The sequence below is a fragment of the Phaeobacter sp. 11ANDIMAR09 genome (genome assembly GCF_001294455.1).
In the GTDB taxonomy this organism is placed as follows: Bacteria; Pseudomonadota; Alphaproteobacteria; order Rhodobacterales; family Rhodobacteraceae; genus Pseudophaeobacter.
In genome coordinates this window covers 1-23,677 of sequence record NZ_LIKT01000018.1, presented here as the reverse complement: position 1 = coordinate 23,677, position 23,677 = coordinate 1, and the positions used below count along the sequence as shown (strand labels likewise).

26 protein-coding genes and 1 pseudogene are annotated in these 23,677 nt (G+C 57.3%); 21 read left to right on the top strand and 6 right to left on the bottom strand.

Annotation, left to right across the window (positions count from 1 at the left end; all coding sequences use genetic code 11):
• The 7 genes from AN476_RS14830 (at position 1) to AN476_RS14800 (ending at position 4,977) form a co-directional block, all read left to right on the top strand.
• Entirely contained in the window at positions 1 to 1,287 is a 1,287-nt protein-coding gene (locus AN476_RS14830) for a TRAP transporter large permease (protein WP_172684836.1), read from the top strand.
• Positions 1,287 to 1,703 carry a VOC family protein gene (locus AN476_RS14825; protein WP_054462380.1) on the top strand — a complete coding sequence of 139 codons (417 nt, stop codon included), beginning with the start codon at positions 1,287 to 1,289 and terminating at the stop codon, positions 1,701 to 1,703. Before AN476_RS14830 ends, AN476_RS14825 begins: the two co-directional genes overlap by 1 nt.
• Positions 1,687 to 2,592 carry a LysR family transcriptional regulator gene (locus tag AN476_RS14820; protein ID WP_054462379.1) on the top strand — a complete coding sequence of 302 codons (906 nt, stop codon included), beginning with the start codon at positions 1,687 to 1,689 and terminating at the stop codon, positions 2,590 to 2,592. The genes AN476_RS14825 and AN476_RS14820 overlap by 17 nt, the downstream gene beginning before the upstream one ends.
• A gap of 100 nt (positions 2,593 to 2,692) precedes the next feature.
• Entirely contained in the window at positions 2,693 to 3,073 is a 381-nt protein-coding gene (locus AN476_RS14815) for a VOC family protein (protein ID WP_054462378.1), read from the top strand.
• 31 nt (positions 3,074 to 3,104) lie between these two features.
• On the top strand, positions 3,105 to 3,935 hold the full coding sequence (locus AN476_RS14810) for an AraC family transcriptional regulator (RefSeq protein ID WP_054462377.1): 831 nt from the start codon (positions 3,105 to 3,107) through the stop codon (positions 3,933 to 3,935).
• A gap of 83 nt (positions 3,936 to 4,018) precedes the next feature.
• Positions 4,019 to 4,567, top strand: coding sequence for a YbhB/YbcL family Raf kinase inhibitor-like protein (locus AN476_RS14805; protein WP_054462376.1), 549 nt, complete (start codon positions 4,019 to 4,021; stop codon positions 4,565 to 4,567).
• Between the two features lie 191 nt (positions 4,568 to 4,758).
• The gene (locus AN476_RS14800; RefSeq protein ID WP_054462375.1) at positions 4,759 to 4,977 is read left to right on the top strand and encodes a helix-turn-helix domain-containing protein; all 219 of its coding nucleotides are present in this window, start codon (positions 4,759 to 4,761) and stop codon (positions 4,975 to 4,977) included.
• Between the two features lie 127 nt (positions 4,978 to 5,104).
• Here the strand turns inward: AN476_RS14800 and AN476_RS22895 are convergent, their stop codons facing one another.
• Complete coding sequence (locus AN476_RS22895) at positions 5,105 to 5,461, bottom strand: hypothetical protein (protein WP_157063770.1); 357 nt, start codon at positions 5,459 to 5,461, stop codon at positions 5,105 to 5,107.
• A 133-nt stretch (positions 5,462 to 5,594) separates the two neighbouring features.
• On the opposite strand from AN476_RS22895, the gene AN476_RS14790 reads away from it, so the two are divergent.
• The 14 genes from AN476_RS14790 (at position 5,595) to AN476_RS14730 (ending at position 18,663) form a co-directional block, all read left to right on the top strand.
• Positions 5,595 to 5,921, top strand: coding sequence for a hypothetical protein (locus AN476_RS14790; protein WP_054462373.1), 327 nt, complete (start codon positions 5,595 to 5,597; stop codon positions 5,919 to 5,921).
• A gap of 64 nt (positions 5,922 to 5,985) precedes the next feature.
• Complete coding sequence (locus AN476_RS14785) at positions 5,986 to 6,564, top strand: lytic transglycosylase domain-containing protein (protein ID WP_054462372.1); 579 nt, start codon at positions 5,986 to 5,988, stop codon at positions 6,562 to 6,564.
• Positions 6,564 to 6,854: a TrbC/VirB2 family protein gene (locus tag AN476_RS14780; RefSeq protein ID WP_025060020.1), complete on the top strand. Its 291-nt coding sequence runs from the start codon at positions 6,564 to 6,566 to the stop codon at positions 6,852 to 6,854. The genes AN476_RS14785 and AN476_RS14780 overlap by 1 nt, the downstream gene beginning before the upstream one ends.
• A 7-nt stretch (positions 6,855 to 6,861) precedes the next feature.
• Entirely contained in the window at positions 6,862 to 7,140 is a 279-nt protein-coding gene (locus AN476_RS14775) for a type IV secretion system protein VirB3 (RefSeq protein WP_024096577.1), read from the top strand.
• Positions 7,130 to 9,496 carry a type IV secretion system protein B4 gene (locus tag AN476_RS14770; RefSeq protein WP_054462371.1) on the top strand — a complete coding sequence of 789 codons (2,367 nt, stop codon included), beginning with the start codon at positions 7,130 to 7,132 and terminating at the stop codon, positions 9,494 to 9,496. Before AN476_RS14775 ends, AN476_RS14770 begins: the two co-directional genes overlap by 11 nt.
• A gap of 143 nt (positions 9,497 to 9,639) precedes the next feature.
• Positions 9,640 to 10,788, top strand: a complete 1,149-nt coding sequence (locus AN476_RS14765) for a lytic transglycosylase domain-containing protein (protein ID WP_157063769.1) — start codon at positions 9,640 to 9,642, stop codon at positions 10,786 to 10,788.
• Complete coding sequence (locus AN476_RS14760) at positions 10,785 to 11,564, top strand: type IV secretion system protein (protein WP_054462370.1); 780 nt, start codon at positions 10,785 to 10,787, stop codon at positions 11,562 to 11,564. Before AN476_RS14765 ends, AN476_RS14760 begins: the two co-directional genes overlap by 4 nt.
• Before the next feature lie 4 nt (positions 11,565 to 11,568).
• Positions 11,569 to 12,219 (top strand): virB8 family protein, encoded by a 651-nt coding sequence (locus AN476_RS14755; RefSeq protein WP_054462369.1) that lies wholly within the window; start codon positions 11,569 to 11,571, stop codon positions 12,217 to 12,219.
• A gap of 3 nt (positions 12,220 to 12,222) precedes the next feature.
• The gene (locus AN476_RS14750) at positions 12,223 to 12,918 is read left to right on the top strand and encodes a TrbG/VirB9 family P-type conjugative transfer protein (RefSeq protein WP_054462368.1); all 696 of its coding nucleotides are present in this window, start codon (positions 12,223 to 12,225) and stop codon (positions 12,916 to 12,918) included.
• On the top strand, positions 12,911 to 14,224 hold the full coding sequence (locus AN476_RS14745) for a TrbI/VirB10 family protein (protein WP_054462367.1): 1,314 nt from the start codon (positions 12,911 to 12,913) through the stop codon (positions 14,222 to 14,224). Before AN476_RS14750 ends, AN476_RS14745 begins: the two co-directional genes overlap by 8 nt.
• A gap of 2 nt (positions 14,225 to 14,226) precedes the next feature.
• On the top strand, positions 14,227 to 15,222 hold the full coding sequence (locus tag AN476_RS14740) for an ATPase, T2SS/T4P/T4SS family (RefSeq protein ID WP_054462366.1): 996 nt from the start codon (positions 14,227 to 14,229) through the stop codon (positions 15,220 to 15,222).
• Positions 15,215 to 15,391, top strand: a complete 177-nt coding sequence (locus tag AN476_RS22470) for a DUF4177 domain-containing protein (protein ID WP_172684835.1) — start codon at positions 15,215 to 15,217, stop codon at positions 15,389 to 15,391. The genes AN476_RS14740 and AN476_RS22470 overlap by 8 nt, the downstream gene beginning before the upstream one ends.
• 21 nt (positions 15,392 to 15,412) lie before the next feature.
• Complete coding sequence (locus tag AN476_RS14735; protein WP_054462365.1) at positions 15,413 to 16,411, top strand: type IV secretion system protein; 999 nt, start codon at positions 15,413 to 15,415, stop codon at positions 16,409 to 16,411.
• 224 nt (positions 16,412 to 16,635) lie between these two features.
• A complete protein-coding gene (locus tag AN476_RS14730; protein ID WP_083464355.1) occupies positions 16,636 to 18,663 on the top strand; it encodes an ATP-binding protein in 2,028 nt (675 codons plus the stop codon).
• Between the two features lie 94 nt (positions 18,664 to 18,757).
• Here AN476_RS14730 and AN476_RS14725 read toward each other — a convergent pair whose 3' ends face one another.
• The 5 genes and pseudogenes from AN476_RS14725 to AN476_RS23230 all read right to left on the bottom strand — a co-directional run.
• Positions 18,758 to 20,650 carry a type IV secretory system conjugative DNA transfer family protein gene (locus AN476_RS14725; RefSeq protein ID WP_054462363.1) on the bottom strand — a complete coding sequence of 631 codons (1,893 nt, stop codon included), beginning with the start codon at positions 20,648 to 20,650 and terminating at the stop codon, positions 18,758 to 18,760.
• Positions 20,643 to 22,451 (bottom strand): relaxase/mobilization nuclease domain-containing protein, encoded by a 1,809-nt coding sequence (locus AN476_RS14720; RefSeq protein ID WP_054462362.1) that lies wholly within the window; start codon positions 22,449 to 22,451, stop codon positions 20,643 to 20,645. The genes AN476_RS14725 and AN476_RS14720 overlap by 8 nt, the downstream gene beginning before the upstream one ends.
• On the bottom strand, positions 22,438 to 23,028 hold the full coding sequence (locus AN476_RS14715) for a hypothetical protein (RefSeq protein ID WP_054462361.1): 591 nt from the start codon (positions 23,026 to 23,028) through the stop codon (positions 22,438 to 22,440). The genes AN476_RS14720 and AN476_RS14715 overlap by 14 nt, the downstream gene beginning before the upstream one ends.
• Before the next feature lie 197 nt (positions 23,029 to 23,225).
• A complete protein-coding gene (locus tag AN476_RS14710) occupies positions 23,226 to 23,507 on the bottom strand; it encodes a hypothetical protein (protein WP_054462360.1) in 282 nt (93 codons plus the stop codon).
• Positions 23,494 to 23,677: pseudogene (locus AN476_RS23230) on the bottom strand (hypothetical protein); the annotation flags it as partial. The pseudogene AN476_RS23230 and the gene AN476_RS14710, both read right to left, overlap by 14 nt.

The following is a 23,677-nucleotide window of genomic DNA, read 5'->3' as shown; positions in this document are numbered from 1 at the left end:
ATGGAAATCTTTTTACCATTTGTTGGTGGCCTGATCTTTTTTATGGCATTGGGTCTGCCGGTCTTTGTTGCACTAGGGGCAACCTGTCTTCTCGCTCTCGCGATGACATCCGCATCCGGTGGCTTGCCGGTGGAGCTGATGTCTCTGAAGATCACGCAGACGCTAAACAGTTTCCCACTATTGGCGATCCCGCTCTTCATCCTTGCAGCAAACCTGCTCAACCGAGGAAGTGCCACAACGCGGATTTTCGATTTTGCCAATGTCATGGTCGGGTTTGTGCGTGGGGGGCTGGGACACGTGAACGTGGTAGCCTCAATGATTTTCGCTGGCATGTCTGGCACAGCGTCCGCCGACGCTGCGGGTCTGGGCGCTCTGGAAATCCGCGCCATGCGGGAAAAAGGGTACGACCTGAAGTACAGCACTGGCATCACAGCTGCTTCCAGCGTGATCGGTCCGATCATTCCGCCAAGTGTCGCCATGCTTGTATATGGCTGGCAGGCAGACGTGAGTGTCGGAGATCTGTTTCTTGCGGGCTTTGTACCTGGTGTGCTGATGGCTGTGCTGTTGATGGCGACGACGTTCATCATGTCTTACAAGATCGACATGCCGACGCGCTCGCTGCCAACAGCGCGTGAGGTTTTTGAAACCGGCCACCGGGCCGTGCTTCCGATGCTGACACCGTTAATCATCGTGGGGGGCATATGGAGTGGCATATTCTCACCGACCGAAGCCGGAGCTGTGGCCTGTGCCTACGCGATCGCGCTCGGTGTGTTTGTCTACCGCGATGTAAAGATCAAAGAGCTGTTCCAGGTCTTTGTGCAAAGCATGGAGTTCAGTGCCGTCATTCTGCTGATCATCGCGATCTCAGGGTTCTATGGTTGGCTGCTGGTGCGCCTGCAGGTGCCGCAAGCTTTGGCTGCCGGTCTGGTCGCCATGGATCTGCACACGACGATCCTTCTACTGATCCTGATGGTGTTCTTCGTCCTGGTCGGCTGCTTCATGTCGGTGATCGAGAGCGTGTTAATCCTAACACCCATTTTGGTCCCGGCCGTCGCCGCATCGGGAGTGGACCCGCTGTTTTTTGGCGTGTTCATGGTCATCACACTATCGGTCGGGGTGATAACACCGCCATTCGGAACGGTTCTCTATATTCTGGTTCCGATCACAGGAATGCGGTTTGAGAAGGTGGTTCTATCAGTCCTGCCGTTCTTGATCCCGATCCTTGCAACCATCCTGCTGGTGCTGTTCTTCCCGCAGATTGTCTTGATCCTGCCAAGCCTGTTCTGATGGGGAAGCCACATCGTATCGCGTGGGCAGCACTGGATTACGCAGTGATCACTTGCGCCGACATCGAAAAGTCCGTCGCCTTTTATGGCGGCGGGCTTTGCATGGCGATCAACCGGTTGGATGATGGCCGTGTCGAAGCGACGTTCGGGCGCTGCAAGCTCAACCTTCAGCCCAACAACCGGCACTATGGGCCGCCCAAAAATGCTGGAAGGTCTTGGTCTGCAAATATTTGTTTGCTGGTCGAGCAAGGCCTTTCTGATGTAGAATTCTGCTTAAAAGAGATAGGTCTCCGCATAGAAGAAGGACCGGTGGAGCGCGTCGGCGCTCAAGGCACAATCCTTTCGCTGTATTTGTACGATCCGGACGGCAATCTCATTGAGATAAGTGAGTACCTGAGCCATGCGGAAAAGATTTGACCTCGTTACCCTCGAACTCTTCCTGGCTGTGGCTACGTCGAAGAGCATCGCGCAGGCCGCTGCAACTGAGAACATCGCCGCGTCCGCCATCAGCAAGCGGATATCTGATTTTGAAGCCCAGGTTGGTACTGCTCTTTTTTACAGACAGCAAAAAGGCGTTGCCCTCACGCCTGCCGGCGAAGAAATGTTTCGCCATGCCAAAGACCTGCAGCGTCTGTTAGATCGTATCGACGATCATATGAGCGACTTTGCGCAAGGCTTGCGTGGAACTGTGCGGATCGCGGCAAATACGTCTGCGATTACACAGTTTTTGCCGGAGGATCTGGCGTTGTTTGTCGCGGATCATCCCGACATGCGGATCGATCTCACCGAGCAAACGTCAGATGAAATCGTAACCGCCGTCCGCGATGGTATTGCAGATGTCGGCATTTTCTCCGGCATGATCCCAAACCCGGATCTCGACGTGTTCACCTATCGCAAGGATACACTTGTTGTCCTGACGCCGAAAGGTCATCCGCTTGGGACAGATGGGCCAGTTTCGTTCAACGAATTCTCAACACATGATCTTGTCGGCCTTCAGAAGGGAAGCTCTCTGCAGGCCTTCATCGAGAAGCGCGCCGCAGAGCAGGAGTTGGAGCTGAGAACACGGGTTGAAGTCCTCAGCTTCGATGGGGTGCGACGCATGGTCGAAGCGGGTCTTGGCATCGCGATATTACCGCTTGGAGCCGTGGAGCCGTACCTGACGGCCTCTAACCTGCGGATGGCCCCTGTGGCGGATAACTGGGCTGAACGCACGTTGAAGGTGGCCGTGCGTGATGCTGAAGCACTGTCGCGGCCCATTAGATCTCTCATGGTCCATCTGACCAGTGAATTCCCCGAGGCCTCTTAGTCCCGGCATCTGGGATTGAGATGGGGTCTGTCGTCATTGAGCAATGGTTTAGGACGAGGGCAAACACCTATTTTGTCTGCAAAAGTAAGGAGACCAAGCAATGCAAATTGATCGCGTGGATCATTTCGTCCTGACAGTCGCCTCGATCGATGCGACCTGTGACTTCTATTCAAAGGTTCTGGGTATGGAAGTGACGGAGTTTGCGGGAGGACGTAAGGCGCTTTCGTTTGGGGCGCAGAAGATCAACCTTCACCAACATGGCAACGAATTTGAGCCCAAATCTCTGACGCCGACACCGGGCAGCGGCGACTTTTGCCTTATCTCGGCTGTCCCGATTGCTGAAGTTGTCGCGCATCTCGAAAATTGTGGCGTCGAGGTTGAAGAAGGTATCGTTCCGCGCACAGGCGCAACCGGACCCATCAATTCCGTGTATCTACGCGATCCGGATCAGAACCTGGTCGAGATATCAGTGTACGAATAAAAGGCAGTGTGCGCTGCAAGGAGATAGTTGAATGGACGGTTCACATCTGCCCGAGACATATATGACGAACCGGCCTGTTGGGTATGTCGAATTCCGCCAACGCTGCAGCGCCGATTTTCATCAACTTCACATCTCCAAAACCTGCATCTTGCGCATCCGCTCCGGGCGGAAAACAGTCCGGACCTTTGCGGGTGCTGAGACAACGGTTGAGCAAGGCGAGTTTGTCTATCTGCGTCGTGGTGAAAACCTGACGATCGGGAACATCATCGGTGATACTGGTCTTTACTTCTCGGAATGCCTGGTGATTGACGACAGTGTTATCTCTGATTTCCTGCAACGGCATCCAAACCCAAGCACTGCGCGCGAAATCAGAAAAGGGGTCATGCCGAACGGCTTCAACGACGCCTTCTCTCGCGTTGTCGCAAGCCTGGATGATCCCGATCTCTGTGATGGCATTTTGTCCTACCGAACGCAGGAATTGCTGATGTGGCTGCAGTTGCAGGGTGCCGAGCACCGTGTTCACTGCTGTGAAGGCCTGAAGGATCGGTTGCGGATGCTCTTTGAGGGCGATCTGGAGCGCAGTTGGAAGGCTCCGCAAGCCGCCCGAGAGCTTGGTATGAGCGAAGCCACATTGCGCCGGACGCTCAGCAAGGAAGGCACCGGTTTCATCGAAATGCTGCGCGATGTGCGCTTGTCGTTTGCGTTGATGCGCATTCAAACAACACAGCATTCGTTGGCCGAGATCGCTTTTGAATGTGGGTTCAGCTCTCAATCGCGCCTTAGCGAAGCGTTCAAAGCACGATTCGATATCACACCGGGAAAACTAAGGGCGTCTGAAGCTCAACTTGAGCGAATAGCGTAAAAGCTTGATCGATTCCGGAGATATAAGGCGCGACCTGAGTGGCACATAACGATCATCCGAAATACTTCTGATGGAGATCGAAAATGAAACACCTGATCAAAACGGTAGCACTGGTTGCTTCCCTCGTTACCCCGGCTTTTGCAGACGAAGCTTTCACCCTGTCCAGCCCTGACATCGCCGAAGGGCAGCAGCTCGACAACACATTCGTCTTGAACGCCTTTGGCTGTGGAGGCGACAGCATTTCGCCCGCTCTGGAATGGAGCAACGCTCCCGAAGGCACCAAGAGCTTCGTCATAACTGCATACGACCCAGACGCGCCGACGGGCTCCGGCTGGTGGCATTGGGTTGCCTTTGACATCCCTGCGGACGTGAACTCGTTGGTACAGGGCGCAGGTTCCGAAGGTGGCAACATGCCTGACGGAGCAGTCCAGAGCCGTACTGACTTTGGAGCCCCCGGCTTTGGCGGCGCATGTCCTCCTCCAGGCGAAGTACACCGCTATGAGTTCACCGTTCACGCTCTGGGCGTTGAAAGCCTCGGCCTCGACGAAAACGCCAGCGCTGCTTTGGTGGGCTTCATGACCGGCGCGAACTCTTTGGGTTCCGCAGACATTACAGCTGTCTACACACGCTAATACGCATATCGCACCAGTCGCCCGGTCTTCCGGGCGGCTAGACTTTCTGAAATTGGCTTCCTTTTTCTCGAGTGCCAAGCGTCAGTGAATAGGAACTGTTTTATCGATGAAAAAGAACAGGACCGCTTTCCAATTTGCTTTGTGGAATATGGTCCGTAGAGCCCTCTTGCGGTTCCGGCTGAAGAAAGGGCATGAATCTACGGGTACGTGTTGGCTTAAACCTACAAAACACAAGGTACTCCAGAAAGTTGAGCCAAGAGGCACTCGCTCTATCCGCAGGAATTGATCGCAGCTACATTAGCGAGATTGAATTGGCGAAATCCTCAGTTTCCCTCGACATTCTGGAACGCCTTGCGCGTGCCTTGGACGTAGACCCTCAAGTACTCCTCGCACCCCGTGAAAAGAAATGATCACACAGAAAAATGTACGCAACACAGCGGCCCCTATCGGACGCATTATCTGCATTATGACTGCAGAAGAAGTCGGCCTCCTCTATCAGTGGGACAACGGCGATACGCAAGTTGCACTATATTCTGACTATTCTACCGAAGAACTTGAAACCCACATTGGGAACTGTTCGCCTGTCTTTGTGCCAACTTCAAACAATTCCGAATGATCCTCAGCCGCTTGCCTAGCTTCTCGAAACATTTCAGGACGCTCGGTATCGATGCAGCGAAAATACAGTTGTACTTCGGAAAACCGCGTCTCTTTATCCCAATGCAGAAGGCTCGAATACGTCCTGATATCGTCGATACATTCACGTAGATAAGGTGGAAGAGGACGCACACAACTATATCCACCAGATGCTTGACCGGCTAAAATGCGCATCATCACATACCCCAAGAATTTTCGGCACATCAAATCAGCCACCTTGGCTTGTGGAAGATAATCCACTAAATGGCTGTTTCAGCATTACTATGGCTACGAAACACATAACCGCCATTGATTGCGATATTATAATCTTGCATTGATCAGGCAGCCCATGACGGGCTAACAGGTCATTGCACTGACACGCAGGCCCTGACCTATGAACTTAATGCAAGATGCCCCGAATGTTGTTAGCGAAGACGGGCTGCGCGCGCTGCTTGCTGAAGGACATTCGGCGGATGTCCTGTGCCGCGTTACGCCTACAAGAACCTCTGCCCAGTGGTCTGGTGTCTGGACTGTGCATTGCCTGTCACCTGACGGTGAGATGCGCCGACTGCTGGTTACTTCGCGCAACAATATGGTGGGCCGGGAATTCAAAACGATCAACGGGCTCGTCAGTTTCCTTGCAGGACTTGGCGTTTCGATCGTCTCGATCCCGATGCTCGAAGGCAAGGTCGCCTCTCACAAGCTGGACGACGCGAGCTAAGCCACTTGCCGTCCTTGCAGCAATCATCGCTGCGCCCGCCAATTCTGAAGGCTTCGTGCTTTCCATGCGGGCCGATGGCCAGCTGGAAACCAAATCCCCCCAATCCGGTTTCGCTCAAAGTTATGTCGACGGGATTGGTGCAAACCCGCCAGAGCTGATCGTCTTTGCAGCGCCTGAGCCTGATGCTCGGCCTCCTGCACCCGCCCGAGCAGTTCCCCGACCTGAAATCCTCGCAGCACTTGAAAGCACCGCGCATCGCTATGGCGGGCACCCGGCGTTGCGTCGCGCGGGTCTGTCGGTGACGGAATGGCAGGCCCTCTTCCAAGCCAATATCGAGATTGAAAGCGCCTATCGCCCGAACGCGCGCAGCTCCGCAGGTGCGATTGGCCTCGGACAGTTGATGCCTGTGACTGCCGCGCAGCTCGGCGTTGATCCGCATGACTGGCAAGCCAATCTGGATGGCTCTGCCCGTTACCTCCTGATGATGTTGGCGCATTTCGGCACGCCCGAACTCGCACTCGCCGCCTATAACGCGGGGCCTGACGCGGTCGCGCGCTATGGCGGCATACCTCCTTACCGAGAAACCCAAAACCACGTGCGCCGCGTCATGGCCGTGCGTGATCGACTGACTGGAGCCTCCTGATGCACATACAATTTCGTACGATCCTGTCGCTGGCTCTGGCCAGTCTAATGATTGCCAACCCGGCCTTTGCGCAAAGCATTGACCTCTCCCCGGTGCAGAACCTTTTGCAGGGCATCGTCGACACGATCACCGGCCCCTTGGGCATTGTCATCGGGACCTTGGCCTTGATCGGCGTGTTCCTTTCATGGCTCTTTGGCATCCTCGACTTCCGCCAAGCTCTTTGGGTACTGGTCGCGATCGCAGGCATCGCAGCTGCGCCGACCATCGTGACCGCCATCTGGGGCGCGTAAATCCGGCATGGCAACGCAAACCCGCCTCTTCCTGGGCCTAATCCGGCCGCCAAAGCTCATCGGCTTGCCGATCATGTATGCCATGGTTTGGCTGTTTGGGTTTGTGTTGCTGTTTCTGTGGGTCCAGAGCTGGCCGGTGATCATCATTGCCGCTCTGGCCTATCCCGCGCTGTGGAAAGCCGCTGACTGGGACCCGGCCTTTCTTGAGGTGATGGTCACCGCCTTGCAGGAGACGCCGCCTACCCCGAACCGCAAGATCCATTCGGGGGACAGCTATGCGCCATGATCCTTCGGATGATCTTGCCGTGCTGCCGGATTGGGCGCGCAAAGAGCGGCCGATGGCCAGTATGCTGCCCTATGTCAGCCTCGTGAATGACGTGACGATCCGCACACGCGGCAATGCGCTGTTCCAGTGCATCCGCCTTGATGGCGTCAACAGTATGACCAGCGATGACGCGCATTTGGAGAAGATCCGCGCGCTCTTTGCTGCGATCATCGCGCAGATCGGGTCAGAGTACAGTTTCTACGTGCACAAGGTCTCCAAGGCGATCGAGACCGCCTTGTCACCGGTGCCCAATGAGGGGTTTGCGCAAGAGCTGGATAGCCGATGGCAAACGGCCATGGCGCGGGCGGGCCTGCGGGACAAAACGCTCACACTCACAGTTCTGAAACGTCCTCCCCTCGGCGCTCGGCTGCGCCTGAAACGTGCAGATTCAATCGCGCAGCTGAAAGAACAGACAACCAAGCAGCTGCGCAAGCTCGAGGAGGTCGTCGGTTTTCTGCTCTCGTCTTTCGCAGAGATGAGCCCGCGCCTTCTTGGAGCTGAAAGCGGCGAATTACTCGGGTTCCTCGGGGCACTCAATATTGGCCAAGAGCGACCGCTCTTCGCGAAATCCCGCTTTAGCGTCATTGCCGATGATGTGGCCAATACGCGTGTCACGTTTCAGGGGCGCGGCTTTGCGCTCGACGACGGGACAGCGGGAAAGCGGTTTGGCACCAGCTTTGCGATCAAGACCTATCCGGCCAAAACCAACTGCACCATGTTCGATGAGCTGAACCTGCCCGTCGACATGGTGGTCACACACTCCTTCACGCCGATCAACAGCAACATCATGGCCAGCCGGATCAAGCGCCAACAGCGTCTGATGAAGGCCAGCGATGACGGCGCGATTTCCCTCGCCGAAGAACTGGTCGACGCGCTCGACGATCTGGAATCCAAGCGCCTCAGCTTTGGCGATCATCACATGACGGTGACGGTTTTCGCCGAGACCGAGGAAAAGCTGGAAGCCATCGCTGCCGAGGTGCGCAACATCGCGGCCAGCGAAGGCGTCAATCTGGTGAACGAGAGCTTTGCGGCGCGGACCCATTATTTCGCGCAGCATCCGGGCAATGGGCAGATGCGCAGCCGCAAGGCCGCCATCACCAACACGAACTTTGCCGACCTCGCAGCGCTTCATCGCGGTCAACTGGGCAAACCTGGCCATCAGGTGCCTTGGGGCAAACCGATTACCCTGTTCCCGACACCTGAACGCTCGGGCTTCCTTTTCAACTACCATGAGACGGGTCAGCCGGACAAAGAGCCGACAGGCGGGCACACCTTGATCCTCGGTCGCCCTGGCTCCGGCAAGTCGGTGTTGTCAGCATTCCTCATGACCCAAGCCTGGCGTTGCGACGCGCGCGTGTTCGTCTTCGACTATCGCGCGGGCATGGAAATGGCCGTGCGGGCCAATGGCGGGCGATACAGTGCTATTAAGGCTGGAGAAGCGACAGGCCTAAACCCGCTGCGCACAGAAATCGACGGACGCGGGCAAGCCTGGCTGTCGGATTGGTTGGCGACGCTGTTACATCGTGCTGACAAGCCTCTAAGCCCGGTCCAGATCAACCGCATCCAAGAAGTGGTGCGCCAGAACGCCGGGGCGAGCGACGCCGCGCTTCGCAACTGGCAGGATTTGGCCTCACTCTTTGTGGCCGGGGCGGATGAAGGGGATCTGTTTGAGCGGATACAGGAATGGACCTCAGATGGCCGCTATGGCTGGATATTCGGGCAAAGCACCGAGGATACCTTCTCGCTCGATGGTGATGTCGTGGGGTTTGACCTGACCGGCATTCTCGACAGCGAAAGTGAGAAAGAACGCATGGCGGTCCTGTCCTACCTGTTTCGACGGGTGGAGCGGGTGATCGAGGATCGCAAGCCGACGCTGATCATCATTGATGAAGCCTGGAAGGCGCTGGATAACCCCTATTTTGCCGACCGCCTGAGCAATTGGCTTGTGACCGCGCGCAAACAAAACGCAGTCGTTGTGATGATGACCCAATACGCAAGCCAGCTCGATAAAACCCGCACCGGCAAGACAATTGTCGAGGCTGTGCCAACGCAGCTCTTGCTTCCTAACATCCGCGCCTCATCCAGCGATTACACCATGCTGGGCCTCACTGAAAAAGAACTCAGCGTTCTGCTCGGCACAGGCAGCAACTCCCGTCTGGCGTTGGTGCGCGATGATCAAGGCTCGGTGGTGATCGATGCCGATCTGAGCGCCCTTGGGCCCTACCTCACGATCCTTGGCGGCATGGAAAAGGGCGAAGCACTGGTCGGTGCAGATTATCGCCAGAACCCCGATTTTTGGAGACAGATTGATGCGTAGACTTTGCGTTCTGACCCTCACCCTTTTGACCCTAACAGCCTGCGCGGAATACCGACCGTCCGAAGCTGAATGCTTCAACTCGTTTGCAGAGGTCAGTCACAGCAACTGCAATTTCGAGCTGCTCGGGCCGATTGGTAGTCTCAGTGAGTAAGCACCGCCTGCATATCTTTGCGGGCTTGGTCTGTTTCTCCGCGCCGTTGGCCTATGCCCAAGGTGTGCCCACATTTGATGCGGGCATGTTCTTGCAACGCGAGCGCGTGCTGCAGCAGGGCGAACAAGATCTGGCGCTGCAGCAGGATCGGTTGACCAAAGAAGAAGAGCTTGAGGCGCTCGAGCAAGAACAACTCCAGGCGCTGGAAAACATCCTCAATTCCACGACGTTGGCCAGCGGGAATCCCGGCGCATTGGTCGCGAGTTTGGAAACTGGTTCTTCGCCTGAGAGTGCTGCAGAAACGCTTTATGGCCCGGTCGACCCGAACCCAGGCGCGGCTCAGATGTTCGGCGACGCCTCTGGTTCAATCGAGCAGCTGATCATTCGTGCGTCTCAGGAAACGCATCATATGTCAGGTGTGCGCGCGGCGGGCTTATCGCCCAAGCAATGGCGCTGCCTATTACAGGCCTTGATCTGGCAAGAAAGCCGCTTCACCATCGGCGCGCGTTCCCCTGTCGGCGCATTCGGTCTGACCCAGATTATGCCCGGAACGGCGCAGGATCTCGGGATTTACCCGGCCTACTATGAAAACCCTTACATCCAGGTCACGGGCGGCGCGCGCTATCTGGCGCAGATGTTGGCCATGTTTGACGGCAACATCATTCACGGGCTCGCGGCCTACAATGCCGGTCCCGGCAATGTGCAGCGCTACGGTGGCGTGCCACCCTTTGCTGAGACCCAGCACTACGTCCAGGTGATCCCCGAGCGCTACAATCTCTACCTTGCCCGTGTCGGCGGCGTTGACGCGCTCGGCACCATTGATCCCGTCTTGCTCGCAAACTCTACAATGAGCCTGACCTCCTTCGGCGCAGGCGTATATGGCGATTACTCCTTGGTCTCCGTGCAAGCGGCCGCGTTGCGCGTGCAGGACATCATCAGGCGCATTGGCGAGACAGATGACATTCACGCGGCCATGTCGCTCAACACCTACGCGCGGGCCGAACTCGCCCGCCTGATCGCCATCCGCACGCGCCTCAAGGCCGCCCACACCCGCCCGCTCAGCGCGGAAGCGCTGGCCATGGCGGCCGCGCAGGCCCGCGAACAAGACTTCATGCAATTCGATCTGGAGGCCCTCCGATGATCCGCTTTCTTTCTGCCGTAGCCACCTGCGCATTGTTGGTTGCGTCTCCTGCAATTGCTCAAGGCGTGCCGACGGTCGACACGCGCAACATCGCCCAGGAAATTCGCCAGCTGCAGCAGATGCTGGAGGATTTCGGGATCCAGACCGACCAGCTCGACACGCTTTTCGAGCAGCTCGACCTGGTGCAGCAGCAACTCGACACACTCAATGAGACCTACGCCGCCCTGACTGGCGCGACGGATATTATCGAGATGGCCATGGGTGGTGATCTCGACGGGCTTCTCGATCAGGAATTCGGCGACCTCCTTGGCACCATACGGCAAATCCAAAGCGGCGATTTCAGCGGCCTCATCGGCAACGCCGCCCCTCAGATGGAAGGCCGCATGACGCAAGCCCTAGAGGATGCGGGCTTTGATCAAGACAGCCTGTCCGACATGGCCAGCAGCGGCAATCCAGGGGCGGAGCGCATTGCCAGTCAGGCAGGCACCGGGGCCGTCATGTCGGCAGCCGCTGAAAACAGCTATGAAGAGGCCGCGCAGTCTCTCGAGCGGGTCGAGCAGCTGGTCTCATTGATCCCAGACATGGAAACGCTCAAGGAGGCTGTCGATCACAACACACGCGTTACAGCCGAACTGGCGATTGCCATGACGCGCATGTGGGAACTCGAAGCCATTCAGACCGTCGGCGCGGGCCAGTCCGGCGTGGTGGATGCCGCCACGCTTGCCGCAGAGCGCCGCTACATGGACTTCACCTTGCCAGAGCTGCGCGCGAACTGATCCTATGAACAGTGAGGCAGAAATCATCGAAGAAGAGCTCGTCTACGGCGCACGACGACGCGAGCTCTTGTGGCGGAAACTGGGGCTGACAGGCATGGCGTTTGGCATGGCAGGTTGCCTCGCCGCTGCCCTCGTGGCCCTGTTCGATGTGGACCCGCCGCCCATGATCGTGCCCTTTGATAGCGAAACCGGCATGGCCCTCCCCAATGCCATGGTTGAAGCGGTCTCACTCACGGAACGCCCCGCTATCATCGAAGCACAGGTCTACCGCTATGTCATAGATCGAGAGACATACAACCAGCTCGACAATGATGTGCGTGTGCGGCGGGTCCTGGACCAGTCTGACGGCGCGGCCGCTATAGGACTGCGCGCGCTTTGGACCAGCGGCCATGAGGCCTATCCGCCCGACAGCTACGGCACAGATGCCCGCCTTGAAGTCGAGGTTCTGTCGATCACCCATATCAGTACCAATCGTGCCCAGGTGCGCCTGCGCAAGCGGCTCAGCTCGCCGCGCGGCAGTCAAAACGGGCTCTTCACCGCAACGCTTATGTTTGAGTTTCGACCCGAGAACAGCCGGTCAATTGACGACGTCTGGCAGAACCCCTTCGGCTTCACCGTCACCGAATACGCGATCCGCTCGGATCGCTTGGAGTAACCAATGCGTCGCCTGTTCCTGATCCTCATCTTCTTTGTTCCGCTTGCCGGAACCGCCTATGCAGAAACCCAGCCGCGACAAGGCCCCTATGATGCCCGCGTCCGACTGGCCACCTATCAGGATGGGCAGGTCTACCGCATCCGCACCAGCCTGACCCATGTGACCAGCATTGAATTCGGCCAAGGCGAGACAATCCGCTCAATCATTGCAGGCGACACTGAAGGGTTTCTCCTGGACGGCGTGCCCGGTGGCCAGGCTTTTGCGATCAAGCCGGTATCGCGCGGCGCGCATACCAACATCAACGTCTATACCAACCGGCGCAGTTACTATTTCAACGTCACCGAGGCGAGCTCGCCGACTTTCTATGTCATCCGCTTCACCTATCCGGAGTCCGCTCCCCAGCAATCGCGTGTGGCGGCAAGCCAACCTGCCAACCACGCCTATGGCGTCAGCGCACGGTCCGAGATCACTCCGCGTGAAATCTGGGACGACGGCACCTTCACCTACTTCCGCTTTGCCGCAAACGCACCGCTGCCTGCGATCTTTCGTTGGTCCGGCGGCAATGAGGGCAGCGTGAATGCGCTCGCGCGACCGGATGGAGTGATCCGCGTGTCAGGTGTCAGCGATCGATGGGTTCTCAGGCTCGGCGAGGACGAGATTTGCATCCAAGAGATGAGCGAGGCAAATCCCGATGAGTGAAACAGCTGAGCTTAAGAAGCGCCTCGAAGCGCTTGAAGGAAAACCACAAAACCAAAAATCGCGACCTTCTGCTGGCACGATTGCCCTAGGCATTGCGGCAATCGCCGCACTTGGCGGCCTCTTGCTGTTGTTCTCTGGCGGCTCTGAACCCGATAGCCTGGAAACAGCCTCACCGGATGAGTTCCAAGCAGCGGGACCGGGTTTTGGCGCGATAGAGTCACCCCCTGCACCGATAGACACTTCGCCACCGCCAGAGCTGGAACCAGACAGCGAGACGGAAGAGCTGCGCGCGCAAATGGACGCCATGCGGTCTGAACTTGAAGCACTGCGCAACGCGCCAGCACCCGAGACCCCTGCCGTTGACACGGAGGCGCTTGATACTTTGGGTGCAGAGATCGATGCCCTGCGCAGTGAGGCCGCTGCAACTCAGGCCGCTTTGCGCGAAGAACTGGAAGAACGTGCCCGACAAATCCAGCGACTGCAGAACGATCTGGAACTTGCACGCCTGGAAACCGCGCGCACTCCCGCACCAACCGGCCCCACGGCCGAAGAACTGCGCCTTCAAGAGCTCGAGCGGCGGCGGCAAGCAGAACTTGAGGAACTCCAAGCCCGCATCGCCAGTCCTATCATCGCCTTTGGCGGCACCGGAGGCGGCAACAATGAAACCGCTGCGCAGCAGCGGCGACTTGATGGCGACACAGACTTTGTCCGCAATGGCGCTGAACCCGCCGAGGTGACGCAAGCCCAGTTGATCGTGAATCCGGCAAACACAGTAGTTCAGGGCACGATGATCCAGGCGGTGCTGGAGACCGCAATCGACAGCTCGCTCACCGGTCAGGTCCGCGCCATGGTATCGGAAGATGTCCACGCCTATGACGGCTCGCGGATCCTGATCCCTCGAGGCGCACGTCTGATCGGACGGTATCAATCTGGCCTCGACATCGCGCAACAACGCGTGACGATCGCCTGGGACCGGATCATTCTGCCCAGCAACCAGACCGTTGAAATCAGTGCTTTTGGTGGCGACGAACTGGGGAGGTCTGGCACGACCGGCTTTGTCGACAGCCGCTTTGGCACTCGGTTCGGGTCAGCCGCCCTGATTTCGCTGATCGGAGCCTTGCCCGCCGTGGCAGCCCAGAATACCGAAGATGAGATAGCCTCTGATGTCTTGGAAGGCATTGGCGAAGACCTGCAAGACAGCGCGCAAAGCGTGATTGGCGAATATCTCTCCGTCTCGCCCGTGATCTATGTCGATCAAGGTGCCCGTGTCACCGTGATGGTCGATCGTGATCTGGAGATTTTTTGATCATGGCGGCCAGCTATCTGCAAAGCTCGATGGACAAGATCCCCGAGGCGCGTGATCCGAAGCTGATCGAGCTTTGCATCAATCCCGACGGCAAGTTGTGGGCCGAGTTTCAGGGGGATCACTTTATGCGGCCCGTCAATCGGCGGCTCACGCAGAACGAGATCAAGGACCTTGGCAATCAGGTTGCTTCCGCCGCGAACACCACGCTCAGCCGAACGAAACCCATCGTCTCGGTCAGCATTACCTACCGTGACCGCCCAATCCGGGCGCAGGTCATCCAGCCCCCCGCCGTTGATGGTGGCTATGCGATTTCCTTGAGGTTCTTCGCTGACCTGCCGCTGGAAAAGATCAAGCTGTCCTATCTCTTCGGAAAAGAGCGCAGCAACGAGGGTGCAAGGCGCAAGCGCAACGCCGAGCTGCGCAATGTCGTGGCCACGGGTGATATCGACGCCGCGATCAAGTTCTGTGTGTTCCACAAGCTCAACATGATCGTCTCTGGCGGCACCTCGACCGGCAAAACCGTCACGGCGCGCAAGATCCTCTCCTTCGTTCCCTCTGACGAGCGCATCATTACCATCGAAGAAGCCGCCGAGCTACGCCCAACGCAGCCCAATGTCGTCACCCTGATGTCTGACCGCGATGAAGCCACGCGCAGCGCTGATGTCCTGCTGACCTCCACCCTGCGCATGCGGCCGGACCGCATCGTCCTAGGCGAAGTACGCGGCAAAGAGGCTATGACCTTCCTCGAGGCGATCAACACCGGCCATGGTGGCTCACTTACTACCCTGCACGCTGAAACGCCGCAACTGGCGGTGCAGCGCCTCGCCATCGCCGCCCTGAAAACCGACGTGCCCATGACCTACCAGGACATGAACGACTACATCACACGCTCGATCGATGTGATCATTCAAGCCGGTCGCCATGAAGGTGCGCGCGGCATTACCGAATTCTACCTGCCGATTGATCCGGCCCATTCGAAGGAAACAGCCCATGTTTGAATACAAGATTGAACAGATTAACACCGCCAAAACTAAGCCGCCAAAGATCGAAGCGCAGCTGACCGCACTCGGCCAAGAAGGCTGGGAACTGGTCTCAGTGGCGCCGGATTTTGACGGCGAACACATACTGAGGGCCTTCCTGAAGCGGCGCACAGGCGCGAGCGCCTAAAGCCAACTTGAGGAGGATCCGATGGGCGTCGTGACCTGGATGGTAGAGACCACCGACAACTTTCTGGATGACGCGGCCCAAACCACCTTTGGCAACGTCGCCGGTCAGCTTGGTGGCGTGATTGCCGTGGCCTCTACGCTGGCTGTGATCGGCGTCTTTCTCAACATGGTGTTTCAGTACAAATCCATGGATGGGCGAACCGCCTTCTGGTTCGCCCTCAAGCTCATGCTGATCTCCCTCTTTGCAATGAACTGGGTCCAATTCAACGCAGTAGCCAGCGCCCTCATCAACGGGCTCGACCAGCTCGCGGGCGGCATGGTGGCAGGGCTTGGCGGCGGCGGAGCAGGTGCGTCCTACTTTGCCGAGGCCTTCGACGATCTCATCGAAGAGTTCGGCGACTACCTGAACGCGGCCGGTGACAACATGCATTGGATGGCCGGAGCCCTGATCGGCGCGATCGGCGCTTTCCTCCTCGGCGTCATCGGGGCGCTTTGCGGCCTTGTCCTGATCTTCGCGAAAATCATGCTGGCCTTCATGATCGGCATCGCTCCCATCATGATCGCGCTTTCGCTTTTTGATGTCAGCAAGGACTATTTCCATCGCTGGCTGTCCAGCACGGTGTCCTACGCGCTCTACCCCCTCGTGATCGCGGGCGTGTTTTCCACCGTCGTCGGAATGTCGCGCTCGCTGATGACCGAACTCGGTGATCCCTCAGGCGCGAGCAACATCGGCGCACTGGTGCCCTTCTTCATGATGATGTTTCTCGCAGGCGGCATGATCATCGCCACTCCGCTGATCGTACGCTCTATCTCAGGCAACTTCATGATGGCCGGACCGCCGAGCATTCCCGGTCCTGGCGGGTTCGCCAAGGGCTTGATCGGCACCAAGGGCTCGCGGGCTCGTGCTCGGTTTGGGACCAGATCAAACGCCGAGATCGCGGGAGCCGGAATACGGCAGGCGGGCGGAGCTACTGTTTCAATGGTTCAGAAGGTTGCTGAACGGGCGAAGCGGTTGGAGTAAAACTGGCCCAAAGCCACTTTGCGTCGAGAAAGTCGGAGACCTCAACACGGCCTTTCGAAGCAGACAATCTTTGCAACTGCAGCCCATGAGAGCAGCCTCGAAATCCGTGGAGGTGGCACCTGGTCTTAGCTTCAACTCGGGGTTGCTTGAAAAGTTGGTCTATCCGCAAAAGACAGGTTAGGATATTCGAGATTTAAGAAAGAACTATGAGGCCAGATAATTTCATGGCGGACGCCCATTTCAGAGTGCAGGTCGAAAAGGACCACCTTAAAAAGCTAGCAAGCGCAGACGCCATCAAGGCTTTGTCGGAATTGATATGGAACTCAGTCGATGCTGACGCCACTCGCGTGGACATCGAAATTGAGAATGATGATATCAGCATGCGCTCAATCACTGTCCGGGACAACGGCCACGGCATTCCACACGAGGAAATCAAGCAACTCTTCGGTAGCATCGGCGGGTCTTGGAAGCGCCACGGAAGCCGCTCTAGGGGCAAGAAGCGAATCCTGCACGGCAAGGAAGGTAAAGGTCGCTTGAAGGCTTTGGCGCTCGGGCGATCGGCTGAGTGGATTGTGCGCTACAGGGACGAAGACGGCAAAGGCAAACTGCTCGGATACAAGGTTTCCCTTCTACGGGATGATCTTGTCGATGTTCGTGTGACTGAACCGGAAGAGGCCGATCCTGCTCTTGGCACCGGCGTGGAAGTCAAAGTGGCCGAGCTCGATAAGAACTATCGGTCCCTTGAACCGGAAAGATCGGTACAGTCGCTGTCCGAGGTCTTTGCGCTTTATTTGACGGACTATAAGGAGGTGTCGATTTTTGTCGAGACCGACAAGTTGGACCCGAACAAAGCCATCAAAGAGAAGGTCAGCATCGACCTAGACCCTATCATCGAAGGTGAAGGCGACAACGCCAAGGCCTACCCAGTTTCCCTTGATCTTATTGAGTGGAAGACATCAACCGAACGCTGGTTCTTCCTATGTGGGCAGCACGGTTTTCCGTTCCAACGTGTCAAGCCACGTTTCCACGCGCCCGGACACCAGTTTTCAGCTTACTTAAAATCCAGCTTCATCGATGAGCTTCAGGAACGCGGTGAACTGGAACTAGCCGAGATGATCGCACCGGCACTATCAGAAGCACAGGATGCTGCCGCCGAAGTCATTAAACGTCACTTTGAAAACAAGGACGCGGAGGCGGCGCAAACAGAGATTCAGCAGTGGAAAGAAGAAGAGGTCTACCCCTATAGGATCGAGCCGCAATCCCCCGTCGAAGAGGCTGAACGCAAGGTCTTCGATATTGTCGCGCTTAACGTCAACAAGCACCTTCCGGATTTCAAGATTCAAAGTTCCAAGAGTAGGGCGTTCCAGATGCGTATGCTCAGACAGGCCATCGAGAAAGGCCCCGACGAGCTACAACATATTTTAACTGAAGTTCTGGAGCTTCCGCCAAAAACCCAGAAGGAAATGTCCAAGCTGCTTGAAGAAGCCGATCTAGCCAACGTTATCAGCGCCGCGAGGTTGGTATCTGATCGGCTCAGGTTCGCTACCGGGTTAGAAGCGCTGATATTTCACCCTGATACGAAAAAGCACCTCAAAGAGCGCAGCCAACTGCACCGCTTAATCGCCGAAAACAACACATGGATATTCGGAGAAGAGTTCAACCTGACCGTCGATGACCAGTCGCTGACTGAGGTGCTACGGAAGCACCAAAAGATAATCGGAAAGGATACCGTCATCGATCGCCCCGTTACTAGGGTGGATGGAAAGGTGGGCATCGTCGACTTGATGTTGTCCAGGGCGCTTCCACAGCGTCGGGAAGGCGAATGTGAGCATCTCATTGTGGAACTAAAAAGACCTAGTTGCAAAATAGGTTCAGCAGAGATCAATCAGATCGAAGACTATGCATTCGCTGTGATCGAGGATGAGCGTTTTCGGCATTTGAATACGCGATGGAGCTTCTGGGTAGTTTCCAATGAACTGGACGCCAGCGCCAAGAGGAAGACCCGTCAGCTAAACTGTCCACCTGGTCGTATCTATGCGTCTGATGATGGCATGGTGGAGGTGTGGGTGAAAAGCTGGGCGGAGGTTCTGGATGCATGCAAGTCGCGAATGAAGTTTGTGCAGGATAAACTAAATGCCAACGTCGATATGGACAGTGCCTTAAAATACCTCAAGAAGACTTACGAGAAGCATCTTGTTGGAGTAGCAGAAGAGCACGCTGAAGAGCTAGAGCCGGAAGTGGCTGAAAATTGAAGGGCGGCCTATCGAATTGAAGCCGTTTTTCCCGGTTTCCTTTCTCATGCCCTTCTTTTTTCGTGCGGCCGCGGTGAGTGTCTGCTCTCCCATTTTATCCCCGAGCTGCCTCCTCCAAAAATCTCTCCACTCGATCTGTCCCAGCCTGATACTCGCCCCGGCTAGGCGTGTCGTCCGACGTTACTTTCCGCTGTTCGCTGACAAGGTCTTCGACCTCTTCTCGCAGTTTCCCACCGCCTGCGGAACCACCAACTGGCACCACCTTCGGCAACTCAAGCTCTCCGATCTTTGCCTCCAGTGCCTTGATCTGCCCTTGCAGCCCGCGCATCTGGTCTCCTGCCGAGGGATAAGGTAGATCGCCGGTCTGCTTGTCGAAAATCTGCTTAAAGAACCTGTCGTCATAGTATTTGATCCGCTTGGCGCGGACGGGCATTTGCGCGTCGACGACCAGAACAATGTCATCAAGATCCATACGCCGTGCCTCATCCTCGGGTAGGAGCGCGGTTTCTTCAGTCCGTTCAGACATGCTGCGACCAGCGAAAGGGTTTCGGCCGACAGAACGCGAGCGGGTCACAACGCGCTTGGTTGTTTTGCCAACGGCCTTGCTGAGCTCTTCGATGGTCTTTTCGTCTGAGGGGGTCAAATAGAGCTTGATACCCGCGTTGCCCTGCAAGGCGCGGCGGGCGTTTTCACCGTAGATTTCGTCCAGCGCCGGGATCGTCTGTGTGACGATCGCGAGGTTCGCCCGGTAAGATCGCAGGGTTTCGATGCTGTCCAGAACGATGGGCATTTTGCCCAAGCGGTTGAACTCATCGAGCATGATCATCACAGGCCAAGGCTCGTCCTTGCCGGGTTCATGATCTTGCAGCGATGCCAGCAAATCCGAGAAGAACAAGCGGATCAGTGGCGCGAGGGGTTTCACCATCAGCGGTTCGACCACCAGGTAGACTGAAAACGGCGTCTTTCGGATGTCGCAGAAGTCGAAGTCAGAGGTTGCGGTTGCACGGTCGATGGCGGGGTTGGACCATTGTTTGAGGCCAGATGTCATCAAGAGCGAAAGGTAAGAGGTCAGCGTGTCGTTGTTGGTCGAGGCCATGCGCATGAAGATCAGCTTGGCAGCTGGATTGACCACTTCGTCGGCGCGGCGGCGGTATTCCTTCTGCTTGTCCCCGCCAGATGCGGTGATGCGGTAGATCTCGCCCAGAGTCGGCCGCTTTCGCTCGAACGCCAAAAGCCCTGCCGCCACGAATAGATCGATACCGCCATCGAGGAGCCCTTGGACCCGGTCGTTATCTGCTTGCAGGAACAGCGAAGCCAGAAGTTGCAGCTCCATCTGCTGGCGGTCGACGTTTTCCAGCGCCGATATCCGCAGCAAGGGATTGTAGCGGTGCGAGCGGCCGTCCTTCCAATCAGTCGGCGCGAACCGGAACACCTTGTCGCCCTGCGCGACCCTGTGGCGGGCCGTCGCATCGAAGTTTTCGCCTTTCACGTCCAGCACCACCGCACTGCCCTGATAGGTCAGAAGGTTTGGGATAACGAACCCCGTGGTCTTGCCGCGCCCGGTTGGGGCCACGATCAGGGCATGGGGGAATACTTTGGACATCACAAAGGGTTTGCGGCTCTTGGGCTTGCCCATTTTGCAGAGGACAAAACCGTGGCCAGGCTTGCCGAAGAAACCGTTTCGCTTCATCTCGTACATGTGCTGCCAGTGGGTTTCCCCAAACTTGGTCAGCGCGTCGTTCATCAAGACGGCACTAAGCAAAACACCGAAACCTGTGCTGATCCCCACGATCGAGTGAACAATCTGCATATCGCCCGCGTGGGTCGTTCGAAGAACCCCATAGCTGCGCGCAAGCATCAAGAAATCGATGTCAGCCCCAACCCCGAACCAGCGGAACGTCAGAAAGGCCGACGCCAGAACATAGCCCAACACCGCTCCCAGAAGAGCAAAGCTTATGACGCCGAGTGCGATCCGCGCCTTACCCATGCGTCACGCCCTTTTCGCCGTCGGCATCGACGTGCCGCTCGCGTCGGACGTCTATTTCTTCATTGGCGATCTCGTCGAGGACATGCTCCATCGCTACGCTGTTCGCCAAAGCGGCATCGCTCTGGAGATATGCCTTGGCCGCATAGAGCCGGTCCAGGCGGTCTTCTATATGTTCCTCCAGCGTGGTCTCATCGCCAATCGCCAAGTCCGAGGTATCCTCTTCTCTGACCAGCTCCTCCATCTCAGCACGCAAAGTCTCGCGTTCCAGATCGTTTCGGAATGGATCCGCCGTAGGGTCGTCCCTCATACGGTTCAGGATATCAGAGGTGGTCGGCGGCAACCCGTCGACTATGGCTTCCTGCCGGTCGACCTCCACCGCCCCACTGTCCTTGAGAACTTCAGCATCGGCCAACAAACGACCCAGATCACTGTGCACCTGGTCAAGACGGTCGATCGCTTTCTCAAGCTCATCGGCGCGTGACAGGTCAAAACCGTCCTTCTCGGCAATCGCCTTCAAATCCTGTCCAAGCCATTGCCGCTCAAGCGCGGCATTGCCCGCGCCGATTTCGACACGACGCGTCACCTCTTGCGCGTCAATTCCGGTGCGTTTCAAAGCCTGTTCTAGACGTTCGGCGAGCGCTGTATCCTGCAAAGCGCCTTGGGCCTCGGCCCTGATATTTGCGGCAGAATAGATCCCACTATCGGACGCGTCTTCGAGCAAGATGTGGGACTGCGTTCCCATGGGGCTCAGATGTGACAGTGAACGATAGATGTCGTTCAGCTCATGCTCGAGCGCCGCGCGCCGCTCCACAGGGGCCGCCGCAACAATGCGTTCGGCTTGGTTGATCTTGTCGTGAAAGGCATCCACAACCTCATCAAACGAATGCTGTTCTTCGACCATGCCATATACCTTTCCATCTGCTTCAATCGGTTTGCCCTGCGCCAAAAGTGTCGCGGCTTTGTCCAAGGCCGCTGCAATGTCGTGCTGGTTCTCGCGCGAGGCCTCGGCCGCCAGGCCGCGATAGAGTCGCGCGTTCTGCGCCACCTCAGCCAAGGCACGGTCAAGCTCCGGCCCCACACGCTCACGCCCGGACAGCTTTTGACCCGTGGCTTCGGCGCGACGCTGATCTATATCGCTCGGCCTCTTCGTCGTGACCCCACGCTCGAGTTTTCGTGTCGCCTCAAGGCGCAGCCCATAGCGGTCGGACACCTCCACCATCGCCTCGCGAAAACTGTCGTAATTAAAGTGGTGCCCTTCCTTTAGGAAGAAGAACTCGCCGTCCTTGCTGCGCCGGTTCAGAACGATGTGCGCATGCGGGTGGTCCCGGTCCTCATGCACGGCGGCGATGTAGTCAAAATGGCTGCCCTCGCCCTGAAAGAACCGCTCGCAGATCTCGCGCGTGATCTCGGCGACATCCTCTCCGCGTGTACCAATCGGGAACGCCATCAACAGATGTGAAGTATGCCCCAGTTTGGGATGAAACCCCTCATTCCATTGCGCTGAGAACCGGCGCATGACCTGCTCGATCTCTTTACCTGACAGAACGCTTTGGCCGTCGTAGGTGCCACGGCTGTCGATGATGAAGCTCGACTTGGTGGTCAGGTATTCCAGCTGATTGCGCAACTGAGATTTGTTGTGTGTGCCGCCGTCACGAATGGCTTTGAAGATCGCGGGGGAATGCCCCATGGCGGCGCGCGCCATTTGCTTGGCACGGGCGCGCGGGACGCTTCCACGAATGCGGCTCCAGTCGCGATCGAAGAATGCCTCCTGTGCGGCGGCAACGGCGCTATTCCGGGCCATCGGCAAAGCCCCCCAGAACGCGGGCAACCTCGCCGGACAGCGCGCTGCGGCGGCGCTGCGCCATGTCTTGGACTTGGTCAGCGATGTCGAAGATCAGCCCGGCCAAGGCGCGGACCTGGCTATGGGCAGAATCACCATAGGGCGGCGTCTTGCCCTGGCGTTTTGCCTCGTTCAGGCGCTGTGCGATCTGGTTGATGTTGTTGCCGGTGCGATTGAGCGAGGCCGAGAGCCCCTGCATCTGGTTGGCCAGTTCATCGTCGGGAACGAAGAGATCGTTCGATGCATGGATCAGCCGCCGCAACCCCTCGGCACGGCTGGTGATATCATGCCGCGTTAGCACTGCATCAAAGCTCCCAAGCTCTTTCGGTGTGAGCCGGACATTCACCAGTTCGGAGCGCACGCGCGCGTCGAGCTTTCGGCTTTGATCAGCCTTCAACGTGTAGAAGATGCTGCGGGTTGTGACGCCGAATTCACGGGCCAGATCCTCGATCGGCACCCCTTCGGCACGCTTGCGCACGATGGCAAATCGCTGGTTTTGCGTCAGTCGCTTGTGCCCTGGTGCGCGCGGTCGGCCCATGTGAAGTAATCACCCCTATTTCTTGCCAGCATCATACAGGTAGCCCTGCCAGCATCATACAGGTAGCCCTGTTATGGCATTTCGCCATAATTGATTCAATATTATAATATTGCATCAACTGTCTGTATTCCGTTTGGAGCAGCCTTAGGCTGCGACAGCCGGGCAAAACCCGGCCACATGCGCAAGGCCTGGCACCACTAGTCGTGGTTCCACGCCTCAGCATCGCCAAGCAATTGCAGCGCTATTGCGCAGGCTGCGCCTTCGGCGCTGGAATAGGTTTGATGGTCGGGCAGCTCGTGCAGATCAAAGGGCTGTTGCGGGTCGTCCGGGGTCTCAACTCGGACATAGATTGCCCAGCCATCAATCAGTTCTGGATCATCACAATACTCCTGCCCGCCATCGGGCAGATTATAGAACCCATGCAGATGCACGCTGGCGCGGCCCTCTCGGGCCGCCTGCCTGATGTTAGAATACCTCATGGCGAACCTCTGCACTTTCCCCGATGAAAAATTCGTCGGGCTTGCCATTCAAGCGGGTGCCGTCCCGACTGGTCAATCCAACAGCTGACCCATTCAGCGTGAAGGTGATGAGGTACTGCCCGAGGTCATCACGCGTCACCACATACCCGCAGTTGACCCAGTGAACGCGG